At 67.1% G+C, this 15089-nt stretch carries 12 protein-coding genes and 1 tRNA gene; 12 read left to right on the plus strand and 1 reads right to left on the minus strand.

Annotated elements, in window-relative coordinates; all coding sequences use genetic code 11:
• The first annotated feature begins 47 nt into the window (after window positions 1–47).
• The 6 genes from mvk to BLIN9172_RS18565 are packed head-to-tail and all read left to right on the plus strand — an operon-like array spanning window position 48 to window position 6659.
• Window positions 48–1010, plus strand: a complete 963-nt coding sequence (mvk, locus tag BLIN9172_RS10710) for a mevalonate kinase (protein ID WP_164742731.1) — start codon at window positions 48–50, stop codon at window positions 1008–1010.
• Window positions 1007–2023 carry a diphosphomevalonate decarboxylase gene (gene mvaD, locus BLIN9172_RS10715; RefSeq protein WP_101555077.1) on the plus strand — a complete coding sequence of 339 codons (1017 nt, stop codon included), beginning with the start codon at window positions 1007–1009 and terminating at the stop codon, window positions 2021–2023. Before mvk ends, mvaD begins: the two co-directional genes overlap by 4 nt.
• Window positions 2020–3123, plus strand: coding sequence for a phosphomevalonate kinase (locus BLIN9172_RS10720; RefSeq protein WP_101555078.1), 1104 nt, complete (start codon window positions 2020–2022; stop codon window positions 3121–3123). Before mvaD ends, BLIN9172_RS10720 begins: the two co-directional genes overlap by 4 nt.
• Window positions 3113–4273, plus strand: coding sequence for a type 2 isopentenyl-diphosphate Delta-isomerase (fni, locus tag BLIN9172_RS10725; RefSeq protein ID WP_101555079.1), 1161 nt, complete (start codon window positions 3113–3115; stop codon window positions 4271–4273). The genes BLIN9172_RS10720 and fni overlap by 11 nt, the downstream gene beginning before the upstream one ends.
• On the plus strand, window positions 4270–5373 hold the full coding sequence (locus BLIN9172_RS10730; protein ID WP_101555080.1) for a hydroxymethylglutaryl-coenzyme A reductase family protein: 1104 nt from the start codon (window positions 4270–4272) through the stop codon (window positions 5371–5373). Before fni ends, BLIN9172_RS10730 begins: the two co-directional genes overlap by 4 nt.
• Window positions 5370–6659 (plus strand): hydroxymethylglutaryl-CoA synthase family protein, encoded by a 1290-nt coding sequence (locus BLIN9172_RS18565; RefSeq protein ID WP_101555081.1) that lies wholly within the window; start codon window positions 5370–5372, stop codon window positions 6657–6659. Before BLIN9172_RS10730 ends, BLIN9172_RS18565 begins: the two co-directional genes overlap by 4 nt.
• A 179-nt stretch (window positions 6660–6838) precedes the next feature.
• On the opposite strand, the gene BLIN9172_RS10740 is transcribed toward BLIN9172_RS18565, so the two are convergent.
• Window positions 6839–6922 (minus strand) — tRNA-Leu (locus tag BLIN9172_RS10740).
• Between the two features lie 399 nt (window positions 6923–7321).
• Here BLIN9172_RS10740 and BLIN9172_RS10745 point away from each other — a divergent pair.
• From BLIN9172_RS10745 to BLIN9172_RS10770, 6 genes are read left to right on the plus strand one after another with little or no spacing between them, the layout of a single operon-like run.
• Entirely contained in the window at window positions 7322–8188 is an 867-nt protein-coding gene (locus BLIN9172_RS10745; protein WP_101555082.1) for a DUF3662 and FHA domain-containing protein, read from the plus strand.
• The gene (locus tag BLIN9172_RS10750) at window positions 8185–8694 is read left to right on the plus strand and encodes an FHA domain-containing protein FhaB/FipA (RefSeq protein ID WP_101555083.1); all 510 of its coding nucleotides are present in this window, start codon (window positions 8185–8187) and stop codon (window positions 8692–8694) included. The genes BLIN9172_RS10745 and BLIN9172_RS10750 overlap by 4 nt, the downstream gene beginning before the upstream one ends.
• A 53-nt stretch (window positions 8695–8747) precedes the next feature.
• A complete protein-coding gene (locus tag BLIN9172_RS10755; protein ID WP_240812056.1) occupies window positions 8748–10115 on the plus strand; it encodes a PP2C family protein-serine/threonine phosphatase in 1368 nt (455 codons plus the stop codon).
• Window positions 10115–11707 (plus strand): FtsW/RodA/SpoVE family cell cycle protein, encoded by a 1593-nt coding sequence (locus BLIN9172_RS10760; RefSeq protein WP_101555085.1) that lies wholly within the window; start codon window positions 10115–10117, stop codon window positions 11705–11707. The genes BLIN9172_RS10755 and BLIN9172_RS10760 overlap by 1 nt, the downstream gene beginning before the upstream one ends.
• The gene (locus tag BLIN9172_RS10765) at window positions 11704–13173 is read left to right on the plus strand and encodes a peptidoglycan D,D-transpeptidase FtsI family protein (protein ID WP_101555086.1); all 1470 of its coding nucleotides are present in this window, start codon (window positions 11704–11706) and stop codon (window positions 13171–13173) included. The genes BLIN9172_RS10760 and BLIN9172_RS10765 overlap by 4 nt, the downstream gene beginning before the upstream one ends.
• Window positions 13170–15008, plus strand: a complete 1839-nt coding sequence (locus BLIN9172_RS10770; RefSeq protein WP_101555087.1) for a protein kinase domain-containing protein — start codon at window positions 13170–13172, stop codon at window positions 15006–15008. The genes BLIN9172_RS10765 and BLIN9172_RS10770 overlap by 4 nt, the downstream gene beginning before the upstream one ends.
• Window positions 15009–15089: the final 81 nt, after the last annotated feature.

The raw sequence follows: 15089 nt of genomic DNA on the forward strand, positions 1-15089 counted from the left end.
CGGCATATGATGGTGAAATCAATCCACAGACTCCGAAACCATCCTGCATGCACAATTCCTCTCAGACCGAACCCGCCCAGGGCACGTCCCAGGGCTTCGCCCACGCAAAGGCGATCCTGTTCGGCGAACACGCGGTTGTCTACGGCTCTCCGGCCGTCGCAGTGCCATTGCACGGGCTCGGAGTCCAGACCGACATCCGCCAGTCCCCGCATCAGGAGACCCGGATCGAGAGCCAGCTGTTCTCCGGCAATGCGCAGACCGCTCCGGAGCCGATGGGCCCCGTCGTCGCCGGTCTCAACGCCGCCTTGACAGCCGTGGGGAACCCCGACGCCGAGGTGGAGCTGCTCATCCGTTCGGCGATCCCCCACAGCCGCGGCCTGGGTTCGAGTGCAGCCGTGGCCACCTCCGTGGCCCGCGCCGTCGCGAACCTGCATGCGACGGTCTTCGACGAGAACACCCTCCACGAGATCGTGCAGGCGGCCGAAACCGTCGCCCATGGCCGACCCAGCGGAATCGACGCCTGGGCCGTGGCCAAACCTGCCCCCATCCGCTTCCAGACCGGGTGCGCCCAGACCATCGACGTCGGTCAGCGCCTCGTCTTCGTCCTCGCGGACTCCGGTCATCACGGGTCCACCGCCGAGGCGGTCGGAGGGGTCCGTGCCCGCCGTGACGCCGATCCCGTGCGCATCGGGGGAATGATCGACCGTCTTGCCGAAATCACCGACGCCGCCGTCGACACCATCCGCTCCGGTGACCGTGAGACGATCGGCACGCTGATGAACGAAGCCCATGGACTGCTCGGCAGCCTCGGCGTATCGACCCCGACCCTCGATTCCCTCGTCGCTGCCGCCACCGCGGCCGGAGCCCGGGGAGCCAAACTCACCGGCGGCGGACTCGGCGGCTGCGTGCTGGCCCTGGCCGATGACGATGATTCGGCCGAAGAGCTCGCCGAGGCTCTGCGCAAGGCGGGAGCACCCCGCACCTGGACGACGGAGGTCAGACCGACATGAGAACGACGACGGCGCGGGCCTACCCGAACATCGCCCTGGTCAAGTACTGGGGCAAGGCCGATGAGGAACTCATCCTGCCCGCCGCGGGCAGCCTGTCGCTGACGCTGAACCACTTCGAGACCACGACCACCGTGGTGCCCGCTCCGGACGCCGAGACCGATGTCCTCGAACTCGACGGCGCACTCGCCGATCCCGGTCAGACCGACCGCATCTCGACCTTCCTCGACCATGTCCGCGCTCTGGCCGGACGCGATGACCGGGTCCTCGTCCGGTCCCGCAACTCCGTGCCCACGGGGGCCGGTCTGGCCTCCTCGGCGTCGGGCTTCGCCGCTCTGGCCACGGCCGCCGCAGCGGCCTTCGACCTCGACCTCGCACCGCGCGATCTCAGCCGGCTGGCCCGCCGCGGATCGGGGTCGGCCTGCCGCTCGATTCCCGACGGCATCGCCGTCTGGCACGCCGGCGACGACGCAGCCTCCTTCGCCGAGACCGTGCCCGCCCCGGATATGCGGATGATCATCGTCACCGTCAACCGGGCCAGGAAGGCCGTGTCCTCCCGCGAGGCGATGCGCCTGACCGCCGCCACCTCACCCTTCTACTCCGGCTGGGTGACCTCGACCGAGGACTATCTCGAGCAGATGGTCGCCGCGTGCGCGTCCGGGGACTTCACCCGTATCGGTGAGATCACCGAATCCCACGCCCTGCGCATGCACGGACTCATCCAATCCACCGTGCCGCCGATCCGGTTCCTCAATCCGACCAGCCACGCGATCTTCGACGCCGTGGCCGAAGCCCGCGAGTCGGGGATCGAAGCCTATTCGACCGCCGATGCCGGCCCGAACGTCGCCGTCATCGTCCGCCCCGCAGACGCAGAAGCACTGGCCGAGAAGCTCTCCGGCTTCGGCGACGTCCGCGTCGTCGGACCGGGCCCGGGAGCCCACCTGCTCACCGCCGATGACGCAGTCCCGCCCGCAGACGCAGTGAACCCGGCTGCGGGTGAGGGCAGCCGGGCATGATCGAGACCCGGGCGCCCGGCAAGCTGTTCATCGCCGGCGAATACGCCGTCGTCGAACCCGGACAGCCTGCCGTGCTCATCGCCGTCGACCGGTGCATCACCGTCCGGCTGACCGAGAGCGAGGGTGCCGGCCGCATCCACTCGAGCGAATACGGTCAGGCCCCCGTCGTGTGGCGGCGCGAAGACGATGGTGGGCACATCATCGTCGATGAGCGCCCCTTCGACTATGTGCTCTCGGCGATCTCCACCGTCGAAGAGCTGCGCTCCGGCCGGGGTGCCAGCCCCCGCTACTTCGATCTCGAGATCTCCAGCGAGCTCAATGACTCCGATGGCCGGAAGTTCGGTCTCGGTTCCTCGGCGGCGGTGACGGTGGCGACGATCGCCGCTCTCGATGAGTTCTATCGCCTCGGGCTGACCCTGACCGAACGCTTCAAACTCGCGGTCCTTGCGACCATCGCGATCTCCACGAAGGCCTCCGGCGGTGATCTGGCCGCGAGCACCTTCGGCGGCTGGATCCGCTACTCCTCCCCCGACCGTGCGGCCCTGCACGCTCACCGCGAGGCCCACGGAGTCGTCTCCGCCATGAGCTGCCCGGAGTGGGCGGGCTGTTCGGCCAGGCGGGTCACTCCACCGAGCTCGCTCGACCTCCTCGTCGGCTGGACCGGATCACCGGCGTCGACCGAGCATCTCGTCACACGCGTGCACACTCCGGCACCGGAGAGGCACCGCCCGCTGAAGTCCTTCGCGGCCGAATCGCACACCCTCGTCGACGATCTCGTGGCGGCCTTCGACGCCGACGACGCCGAGGCGAGCCTGGCCACGATCCGCTCCGTGCGCGCCCTGCTGCGGCGGCTGAGCGACTCCACGGGCAGCCTCATCGAAACCGAGGCCCTGCACGATCTGTGCGAGATCGCCGAAACCCACGGGGCCGCCGCGAAGCCCTCGGGAGCCGGCGGCGGCGACTGCGGAATCGCCCTCGCCCGAACACAGCCCGAAGCACGAACCGAAGCACACACCATTCTCAGCGGCTGGAAAGCCGCCGGAATCCGACCCCTGGACCTCGGTGCCCACCGAGAGGAAGGCGAGATCGATGAGTTCTGAGACCCCGGCATCAGCAGAGACCCCGGAGACCAAGGCCTCACGGGCCTCCCGCAAGGACGACCACGTACGCCTCGCCTCGGCGCAGCAGACCGAAGGCCCGCGACGCACCGACTTCGACGACCTCGAATTCGTCCACCATGCCCTGTCGGGAACGAACCCCGAGAGCGTCGACCTCACGGTGAACCTAGGCGATTGGACGTGGCCGACGCCCTTCTACGTCAACGGCATGACCGGCGGCACGGAGACCACGGCGAAGATCAACCGCGACCTGGCCATCGCCGCCGCCGAGACCGGCCTGCCCATGGCCTGCGGATCGATGAGCGTGGCCCTCGACGATGCCGAGGCAGCGAAGGGCTTCACCGTCATCCGCGAGGAGAACCCGGACGGCTTCGTCATGGGCAACCTCGGTGCCGGTCGCAGTGCCGATGATGCCCGCCGCGCCGTCGAACTGTTGGGTGCCGATGCCCTCCAACTGCACATCAACCCCGTGCAGGAGACCGCGATGCCCGAAGGCACCCGCGACTTCTCCACCTGGCTGTCCGGCCTCGAGGACATCGTCGCCGCCTGCCCCGTGCCCGTCGTCGTCAAAGAGGTCGGATTCGGCCTCAGCCGCCGCACCCTGAGACTGCTCGCCGATATCGGGGTCCAGTACGCCGATGTCTCCGGCGCCGGGGGCACGGACTTCCTGCGCATCGAGAACGATCGCGCACCGGCTTCGGACTTCTCCATGCTCACCGGCTTCGGCCAGTCGGCCCTGGCCTGCCTGCTCGACGCCCCGGCCGAGTGGACGACCGAGACGACGATGGACGACGGCGTCTCGAACCGCGTGCTCCTGGCCTCCGGCGGCGTGCGCAACCCCTATGATGTCGTGAAAGCACTGGCCTGCGGTGCTCGCGCCGTCGGCGTCGCCGGCACGTTCCTGCAGACCGTGCTCGACCACGGTCCGGACGGGCTCGTCGATCTCGTACGCACCTGGCAGACTCAGACCTCGGCTCTGTTCGCCCTGCTCGGGGCGCAGCGGTCCACGGACCTCACGGCCACGGACCTGCTCACGCGGGGCCGCCTCGGCGAGTTCGCCCGCCTGCGCGGAATCGACGTCACCGCGCTCTCGCACCGATCCGACGTCCTTTCGAGGAGGAATCAGCTGTGAATCAGCAGACCACGATCACCGGGATCCCCACCACGTGGGTCGGTCCCCTGCGGGTCAGCGGCGAAGCGCTGGCTCCCGAAGGCACCCACACCGAGGTGGCCGTGCCCCTGGCAACGTACGAGACCCCGCTGTGGCCCTCCGTCGGTCGCGGGGCGTCGATCTCCCGGGAGATCGAGGGTGGGATCCGCACCGTCATCGTCGATGAGCGGATGACCCGGTCCGTGCTGTTCGTGGCCGAATCCGCGATCGGCGCCGAGGCTGCCGCCCAGGCCATCCGTCACCGCACCCGCGAACTCGAATCCGTCGTCGAAGCCGGGTCCGGCCACTGCCGGCTCATCGAGATCCATCCGGAGATCGTCGGGAACCTGCTCTTCGTCCGCTTCGCCTTCCGCACGAACGACGCCTCGGGCCACAATATGGTCACCCAGGCCTCGGATTCGCTCATGGACACCATCCTGTCCTGGCAGCTGGGCCTCGACTACGGCTCGGTGTCCGGCAACTTCTGCTCGGACAAGAAGGCCACCGCGGTCAACGGAATCCTCGGTCGCGGACGCAATGTCGTCGCCGAGATCGTCCTGCCCCACGAAGTCGTCGAACGTCGCCTGCGCACGAGCGCGGAGAAGATCGTCGAACTCGTCGTGCGCAAGAACCTCGTCGGGTCGACGATCGCCGGAGCCCTGCGCTCGGCGAACGCCCACTATGCGAACATGCTGCTCGCCTTCTACCTGGCCACCGGTCAGGATGCGGCGAACATCGTCGAAGGATCGCAGGGCATCACCTATGCGGAGAACCGCCCCGAAGGCCTGTACTTCTCGACGACGCTGCCGCACCTCATCGTCGGCACCGTCGGCAACGGCAAGGATCTGCCGCATGTCGATGAGGCGCTCGAGCGTCTCGGCTGCCGTGAGGATCGTGAGCCGGGAGCGAATTCGCGTCGCCTGGCCGCGCTCATGGCCGCGACCGTGCTGTGCGGTGAGCTCTCACTGCTCGCCGCGCAGACGAACCCGGGTGAGCTGATGGACACTCACCGTCAGATGGAACGCAAGGCTGAGGAAGAGCGGGATTCCGCCGCTCAGCGAGAGGACGGCGAGGCCGCATGACATCACACACGGCTGCGGGCACTGCACCGATCGGCATCGATGACATCGAACTGGCCACCAGCCATCATGTCGTCAGTCTCGATGACTTCGCCGCGGCGAACGGAACCGATCCGAACAAGTTCCGCCTCGGCCTCGGCCAGGACGAGTTCAGCTTCCCGGCCCCCGATGAGGATGTCGTGACCATGGCGGCCGCGGCCGCCGCGCCGATCATCCGGCGCAGCGGTTCCGAGGGCATCCGCACCCTGCTGTTCGCCACCGAATCGGGTATCGACCAGTCGAAGGCCGCCGGTATGGCCGTGCACTCGCTGCTCGACCTGCCGTCGCAGATGCGCGTCGTCGAGGTCAAGGAAGCGTGCTATTCGGCGACGGCGGCCTTGCAGGCCGCCGTCGGCATCGTCACCCGGTCTCCCGGACAGCGGGTACTCGTCATCGCCTCGGATGTCGCGCGCTACGAGATCGACACCCCCGGTGAGCCCACTCAGGGCGCCGGTGCCGTGGCGATGCTCGTCTCCGCGGATCCGAAGCTGCTCGAGATCGAACCGGTCTCGGGTCTCAACTCGGCCGAGGTCGATGACTTCTGGCGCCCGAACGATTCGACGACCGCGATCGTCGACGGAGCACTGTCCGTGACCGCGTACCTCGACTCGCTCACCGGAGCGTGGACCGATCTGGCCGCGCAGGGCGGACCGGCGATGGCCGAGATCGACCGCGTGCTCTACCACCAGCCGTTCACGAAGATGGCGAAGAAGGCGCAGGTCCACCTCGCCGAACTCACCGGTGAGGATCTCGAGACGGAGATCGTCGCGGTTACCGGCGCGGGCGCTGATGCAGCCGGCGCGGGCGCTGCCACCGCCGCGGGCGCAGATGCTGTCGGCGCCTCGGATGCGGGCCCCACCGGCCCGCGCGATACCGGGCTGGCCACGAGCACCCTGTACAACCGTCGCCTCGGCAACTCCTATACCGCTTCGCTCTATGCGGGACTGTGCTCACTGCTCGACCACGATGAGGATCTCGCGGGCAAGCGCATCGGATTCTTCAGCTACGGATCGGGCAGCGTCGGCGAGTTCTTCACCACCCGCGTCGTCCCCGGCTACGAGCAGCATTCACGCCGCCAGGCCGTCACGGACGCGCTCGACGCCCGAGTGCCGCTGTCCATCGACGCCTATCGCGCGCTCCATGCGACCGAACTCTCCAGCGCCGACGACGTCACGACCCCGAAAGTGACCGCGGGACCGTTCCGCTTCGCCGGGATCAAGGGCGGTGCCCGCCTCTACGAGCGCGCCTAGGCGGCCCACCCGACGCCCCACGCATTGCGTAAGGCCCAGTTTGAGTTGAACAGCCCATGTTTGAAACAGGGCTGTTCAACTCAAACTGGGCCTTTCGCGAGTTTTCAATCGACCGCAGACACGACGAAGCCCCTCACCCTGACCCTGTCGGGACCCGGTGAGGGGCTTGTCATTCGCTGTGCGCGAGGGGGGACTTGAACCCCCACGACCTTGCGGCCACTGGCACCTGAAGCCAGCGCGTCTACCAATTCCGCCACTCGCGCGAACAAGGTAAAACTCTAGCATCGGAGACGGCGAAACTGAAAACCGAGGAAGCCGAAACCGCCCAAACGTGTCCACCTTCACATTCTCGCCGGTCGCCGCGTCGGCGACTCACCCCGCGGCGAAGGCCCCACTCGCTCCGCGGCTGCTGCGGTGACTCGCCCTGCGCAGCGACCGGCGCGCACGGTCTGCACTCCCTCGATCTTCCCAGGACGCGCGCAGGGAATCACGGCACAGCTTCGCCCTGCGAACACGCGTGACGTGAGTTGAGAGCCTCACCGCGTTAGGATTGGGTGTTGATGTGCCCAGAGTGCACGTGATCAGGACCACCTGGTCAGAGCACTCGGAGCCGCTTGGCGAAGAGTTCGTCCGGCAACGGCAACACCTGATGAGGAGGTGCCATGGGGTTACTCGATCGCTTCGAGAAGGGGCTGGAGAACGTCGTCAACGGCGCCTTCGCGAAGGCCTTCCGATCCCAGGTCGAACCCGTCGAGCTCGCCGGAGCCCTGCGCCGTGAGGCCGACAACAAGGCCGCCGTGGTCTCCCGCGGTCGCACCCTGACCGCCAACCACTACGTCATCGAGCTCTCGCAGACCGACCACGACCGGCTCTCCGGCCTCGAGTCCGAGCTGCGCTCCGATCTGCGCCAGGTCGTCGGCGATCACGCCGTCGAACAGGCCTACAGCTTCGTCGGCCCCGTCTCCGTCGAATTCGCTCTCGCCGACGACCTCGACACGGGAATGTACCGCGTCGTGTCCTCGACCCAGCGTCCCGACGGCTCTCCTGCCGCCCAGCCGGCCAACCGCGGCGGCTACGACCCGATCTCGCGGGCGAATCCGATCGTCGGCGAGTCCCCGAACTCCGGCTCTCGGCCCGTGACCCCGTGCCGCTCCCCGGAACCCGCCCGTTCGACCCCGGCCGCGGCACCCCGGCAGAACTCCGCCGCCCGTCCCGCACCGGCACCGGCACCCGCTCGCAGCATCGAAGCCAGCGTGACCATCGACGGTCGCACGCAGATGCTGCGCCAGGGCACGAACACCTTCGGCCGCTCCTCGTCGAGCTCCGATTTCGTCATCGACGATCCCGGCGTCTCGCGCCGTCACTTCGAGATCGTCGTCGAGGGTGACCGCGCCGTGGCCAACGACCTCGGTTCGACTAACGGCACACTGCTGCACGGACGCAAACTGACATCGGCGACCCTGTCCGACGGCGATGTCCTCCTCGCCGGAGAGGCCGAGGTCCACTACAACGAGCGGGACGCCCAGTGAGCGAATTCACCGTCACCGTCTTCCGGTTGGCATTCTTCATCATCCTCTGGCTCTTCGTCCTCGGAGTCGCCGGAGTCCTCCGTCGCGACATCTTCGGCCCCCGGAAAGCCCGCGCCGGACGGAAATCTCGCCGAGGCGGCTCCAAGTCCGCCCCACCACCACCGTCCCGTCCGGCTCCCGCACCTCGCCCGGCTGCCGCTCCGGCCGCCCACGCCCATCCGGGCACCATCCGCATCACCGACGGTCCCTTGGCCGGGCAGACGCTCATGCTCTCGGGGGCGCCTGTGACCTTCGGGCGGGCTCCCGACAACACGATCATCATCAATGACGACTTCGCCTCCAGCCATCACGCTCGGATCTCTGCGAAGAACGGGGCCTGGATGCTCGAAGACCTCGGATCGACGAACGGCACCATCGTCGACGGCTCACGCATGACCGGACCCATCCAGCTGGCTATCGGCACCCGGATCACCATCGGACATACGACCCTGGAGACCCAATCGTGACGACCGGCGGTACCATCACTCTCCGTTCGGCAGCCCGGTCTCACACCGGGCTGGTGCGTAAGAACAACCAGGACTCCGGCTATGCGGGACCCAATCTCCTGCTCATCGCCGACGGAATGGGCGGTCACGCTGGCGGAGATGTCGCCTCGGCGATCACCGTGTCCCGCCTGGCCGAACTCGACCGCGAACCCGGAGGCGAGGACGCCCTCGAACTCCTCCGCACCTCGATCCTCGAAGCCAATGACCGCATCTGCCGTGGTGTCGGTGAACAGCCCGAACTCGCCGGAATGGGCACCACCGTCACCGCTGTTCTGCGCGCGACCGGCAACCGCTTCGCTCTCGCCCATATCGGCGACTCGCGCGGCTATGTGCTGCGCGACGACAAGCTCCAGCCGATCACCCACGACCACACGTTCGTGCAGATGCTCGTCGACGAGGGCCGGATCACCCCCGAGGAGGCCGAGACCCATCCCCAGCGCTCGGTGGTGATGAAGGTCCTCGGCGATGTCGGGGCCTCTCCCGACCTCGATCTGTCCCTGCGCGAGGCCCAGGTCGGCGACCGCTGGATGCTGTGCTCGGACGGTCTGACCGGATTCGTCGATATCGACGACATCACCCGCGTGCTCAAAGAGGTGGCCGACCCCGACGAGGCCTGCCGTCAGCTCATCGACCTGGCATTGGCAGGAGGCGGCGCCGACAATGTCACCGTCGTCGTCGGCGATGTCCTCGAGGGTGAGGTCGAGACCACCGCAGGCGTGTCCGTGGGCTCCGTCCACCTCAACCCCCGCTACGCCGCGATCGGTGCGAACCCCGACGCCGAGGCGGCCGTGGACACCGAAGCCCATGCGACCTTCGCCGACGACGACGTGTCCGCCGACACCGCACCGATCCAGACCGTGGACGGCGAGGACCTCGAAGCTCGCGACGGCACTACTCAGCAGCTGCGAACGAACACCGCTGCAGACGAGGAGGCCGACCTCGACGATGAGGTCGAGAAAAGGTCCTACCTCGGATGGATCATCACCGCCATCGTGATCGTCGCGCTGGCCGTCGGCGGATTCTTCGCGTACAACTACGTCAGCCACCAGTATTATGTCGCCGATGACGACGGCAAGGTCTCCCTCTACCGCGGCCTCGACACGACGCTCGGGCCCATCGAGCTCAGCCGCCTCGTCGACACCACGGACATCGAGGTCGACAGCCTCAACAGCTACTCCCAGGACCGTCTGCGCGGATCGATTCCCGCCGGTTCACGTGATGAGGCCGATCGCATCATCGACAATCTGCGCAAGGAATCCGATCGCTCCTCCGGCATATCCGGCGATGTCGAGGACTCCACGAGTCCGAGCGACCCGGCCCCCTCACCTCCGGATTCGAAGTCCGCGGACCCCAGTGACGCCATCACCCGGGAGTCGCAGTGATGAACCAGGCTCCCTCGCAGACCGCGCGCCCCAGAACCTACCGGCTGGCCGAGCTCGGTCTCCTGATCCTGGCAATCGCCGTCGCCACCAGTGCCTACGCTCTCGTCGGCCTCGGTGTCGAAGACACCATCCCGGCCAATGTCTACGGCTATGCCGCATGGCTGGCCGCACTCGGCGTCATCCTCCACCTCATCGTGTGGATCAAGGCGAAATACGCCGATCCCGTGCTCGTGCCGATCGCGGTGCTGCTCAACGGACTCGGCCTGGCCATGATCTACCGCGTCGACCTCGGCCGCGACGAATACCTCGGTTCGGCGATGACCCAGCTGGTGTGGATGACACTCGGCGTGGGCCTGGCCATCGCCGTGATCTTCGTCGTCCGCGACCACCGCTGGCTGCGCCGCTACACCTATGTCTCGGGCTTCGCCGCCCTGGTCTTCCTCGTGCTTCCGCTCATCCCGGGCATCGGCAAGACCATCAACGGCGCCCGCATCTGGATCGGCGTCGGACCCCTGTCCTTCCAGCCCGGTGAGATCGCGAAGATCCTGCTGGCCATCTTCTTCGCCGGCTACCTCGTCACCTACAAGGACCAGCTCGTCGCCGCCGGACCGAAGATCCTCGGCATCCGCTTCCCCCGTCTGCGCGACTTCGGACCTATCGTCGTCGCCTGGGTCGCCAGCGTCGGCGTCCTCGTCTTCGAACGCGACCTCGGCACCTCGCTGCTCTTCTTCGGCCTCTTCGTCGCCATGCTCTACGTGGCCACCTCGAAGGTCTCGTGGATCATCCTCGGCCTCGGATTCTTCTCCATCGGTGCGGTTGCTGCGACGTTCCTCTTCTCCCATGTGGACCAGCGTGTGTCCGGGTGGCTCAATGCGCTGACCCCCGAGGAGTACAACAAGACTCCCGGTGGTTCCTACCAGCTCGTGCAGGGTCTGTTCGGCATGTCCAACGGCGGACTCATCGGCACCGGCTTCGGCGAAGGCCGACCGAATATGGTCCCCTACGCCGAATCCGATTTCATCTACGCCAGCTTCGGTGAGGAGATCGGCCTGGCCGGACTCTTCGTCATTCTGCTGTGCTACCTCTTCATCTTCCAGCGCGGAATCCGCACCGCTCAGCAGCTGCGCGACGGCTTCGGCACTCTGCTGGCCACGGGTCTGTCGTTCACGATCGCCCTGCAGGTCTTCGTCGTCGTCGGCGGCGTCACACGTCTCATCCCGCTGACGGGTCTGACCACGCCGTTCCTCGCTCAGGGCGGTTCCTCGCTCATTGCGAACTGGATGATCATCGGCCTGCTGCTGCGGATCTCGGACAATGCCAGGCGCCCCGTCGAGGAATTCCACACCGGAGTCCTCAGAATCACCGAGGATCCGCAGCCCGTTCGGGCAGGCGCCCCTGCCGAGGACACGGCCGCCTCGGCGCGCACCGTCGACGAGGATGCCCCCACGACGAACCTGCCGCCGGCGGACTCCCGCGTGTTCGACGACGAAGCCCCGACCACGAATCTGCCGTCCGCGGGCGAACGGGCCCGCGGCCAGGCACCGAACGACACCGATGCCGCCGACCAACGACCCACCGGAGGTGAACGATGAAGAAGCCATTGACGCATATCGCCGTCGTCGGATTCGTCATGTTCGCGCTCCTGTTCGGGTCGACGAGCTGGGTGCAGTACGTGACTGCGGATTCGCTGAACAACAATCCGCTGAACAACCGCCGGATCCTCGACCAGCTGGCCCGTGACCGCGGTCCGATCCTCGTCGACGGCACCCCGATCGCGTATTCGGAACCGGTCGACGACAAGTACAAGTACCAGCGCAAATACGGCTCGGACAACCTCGATCCGCGCGCCTACGCCTCCCTGACCGGCTACTACTCCATCGTGTCCGGGGCCTCCGGCATGGAGCGCGCCGCCGGTGACTACCTCTCCGGCGATTCCGACGCCCTCTTCTACGACAAGGTCGGCAGCTTCTTCACCGGTGAGCAGCCTCGCGGCGCCGCCGTCGAGCTGACGATCGACCCGAAGGTCCAGCAGGCGGCGTGGGACGGACTGGGCAACCAGAACGGTGCCGCCGTGGCTCTCGACCCGAAGACCGGGAAGATCCTGGCCATGGCCTCGACCCCGGGCTGGGACCCCAATGCCCTGGCCAGCCACGACGCGACCGAAGCCAGCCAGGCCTATAAGAACCTAGAAGCCGCCGACGGCAAACCCGCCTACAACCGCGCGATCGGCGGCAACCTCTACCCGCCCGGCTCGACATTTAAGGTCCTCGTCGCAGCGGCCGCCCTGGAATCCGGGGACTACGAGCCCGATTCGCAGCTCAACGGACCCGCCACGCTCGATCTGCCGCAGACCACGGCGACGATCGGCAACTCGCATCCCGGTGCCTGCCGCAACGGGGGCAAGCCGACCCTGGCCGATTCGCTCGCCGAATCCTGCAACACCTCATTCGCCTCCCTGGGCATGGACCTCGGAGAAGACGCGATCGCGAAGCAGGCCGAGAAGTTCGGATTCGGCGAGGATCTCGAGATCCCTCTCAATGTCACCCCGTCCTCCTTCCCGTCCGACCTCAATCCGCCGCAGCTGGCTCAGTCCTCGCTCGGTCAGTACGAGGTCAGGTCGACTCCGCTGCAGATGGCGATGATGACAGCGGGAATCGCCAACGGCGGAAAGATGATGAAGCCCCAGCTCGTCGACAGGGTGCTCAATGCGAACACCCTCGAGCCGATCTCCGAGACCCGACCGAGCCAGATGTCCCGCCCCGTGTCCGGAGATACGGCCGACAAGCTCACCGACATGATGACCGGTGTGGTCGAGAACGGCACCGCCTCGGTGGCGAAGATGGGCGACACGAAGGTCGCAGCGAAGACCGGCACCGCCCAGCACGCCACGGGCGCGGCACCCCATGCCTGGTTCATCTCCTTCGCCCCCGCCGACGACCCTCAGGTCGCGGTCGCAGTCGTGGTCGAGAACGGCGGAAACGCGGGCAACGAAGCTTATGGTGCGACGGTCGCAGGACCGATCGCGAAGAACATGATGGAAGCGGTGGTCGAGAAATGAGACCCGTCGAAGGCACCCTGTTGGGCAACCGTTACAAGCTCACCTCCCGCATCGCCGTCGGCGGCATGGGAGAGGTCTGGAAGGGTGTGGACTCCGTGCTCGGCCGCGAGGTCGCGGCGAAGATCCTCAAGGACGAGTACCTCTCCGAATCGACCTTCCTCGCCCGGTTCCGAGCCGAGGCCCAGAACATGGGTCGGGTCTCCGATCCGGGAATCGCCGGCGTCTACGACTACGGCGAGGAGCAGGGTTCGCCCTATCTCGTCATGGAATACGTGCCGGGCGAGGCCCTGTCGGCCATCATCGAACGCAGCGCGCCCCTGTCAGAGGCCGATACGCTCTCCATCGTCACCCAGGCCGCTGCCGCCCTCGGCGCCGCCCACAAGGTGGGCGTCATCCACCGTGACATCAAGCCCGGCAACATCCTCATGACTCCGGACTTCCGGGTCAAGATCACGGACTTCGGCATCGCCCGGGTCACCGATCAGGCCCCGTTGACGAAGACCGGGCAGGTCATGGGCACCGCCCAGTATCTCGCTCCCGAACAGGCCACCGGCAAGGGGTCGGGGCCCGGTTCCGACCTCTATGCACTGGGCATCATCGCCTATGAGGCCCTGGCCGGTCAGCGTCCTTTCACCGGAGACTCGCAGGTGGCCATCGCCATCGCCCAGGTCAACCAACAGCACCCGCCGCTGCCGGACACGGTCTCCGAACCGCTGCGCCGCTTCGTCGACTGCCTGCTGGAGAAGAAACCCGAACGTCGTCCCTCCGATGCCTTCAAGGTCGCCAAGGCCGCCGAGGCGCTCTCGGCCGGGGACATCGCCGGAGCCGAGGAGCTCGTGCCGCAGATGCGGCACGGGGCCGCAGCGTCCGAAGCCCTGACCCAGGTCTTCAACAACCCGGAGCCGGCAGCCACGACGAAGACCCTGCCCGTCACCTCGGCGAACGATGCGACCCAGGTGTACCCGAACGGGGCCGCCGCCGGATTCGCCGGGGCCGGGGCCGTCGGAGCCGGAGCTGCCGGTGCCGGAGCCGCCGCGGCGAATACGGGACAGATCGATCCCAACGATCCGCAGAGTCAGGATCTGGAGAAGGACACGCCCTCGAACAAGGGCCGCGTCCTCATCTGGATCCTCGCGATCATCGCCCTCATCGCCGTCGGCTCCCTGCTGTGGTTCTTCCTCGGCGGAGGCAATGCTGAACCCGAACCGGAACCGTCCACCTCGGCGCCGACGTCGGAGGCGGCGAAGACGATCGAGATCGATAAGAACGATTACATCGGACTCAGCGAATCCTCGGCGACGCAGAACCTCGAGAACAAGGGACTCGAGGTCGAGACCACGGACATCAACTCGGAGCGCACCGCCGGAACGGTCGCCGATGTGGGCGAGGGCGACAACGGATACACCTTCGAAGAAGGCGACACCGTGACCCTCTACATCTCCGCCGGTCCCGCCGAGGCTCCGGAAGAGCCGGCCTCGGATTCCGGTTCCGATCCGGGTCTGGGCAATGGCTCCGAGACGAACTCGGACTCCGGTTCCTCATCCGATTCGCAGGATCAGGGTTCGAACTCCGGTGACAACGGCTCGACCTCCGATCAGGAGTCCTCGAGCTCGTCGAGTTCGTCGTCGGACTCCGAGACCTCGACCGACTCGGGCTCCGAAGGGTCCTCGGAGACGTCGGGCGAGTCGGACTCATCGACTTCCGGGGATTCGGCCGACACCTCGGGAGGTTCGACCTCGTCCGGCACCGGGTCCGGAAGCGATTCGACGTCGTCGGGCAACGCGAACAGTGGTGAGGCCAGCGGCAACTCGGGCGGGAACAATGGCAATGAGTAGACATTGAACGATACCGAGCAGCGAGTACGAGAAACGAAGAGTTTGAGATACTGAAACTCGACCCGGTTCGGATGAGAACGA

Origin of the sequence: Brevibacterium linens ATCC 9172 (genome assembly GCF_900169165.1) — a bacterium.
Classification (GTDB): Bacteria; Actinomycetota; Actinomycetes; order Actinomycetales; family Brevibacteriaceae; genus Brevibacterium; species Brevibacterium linens.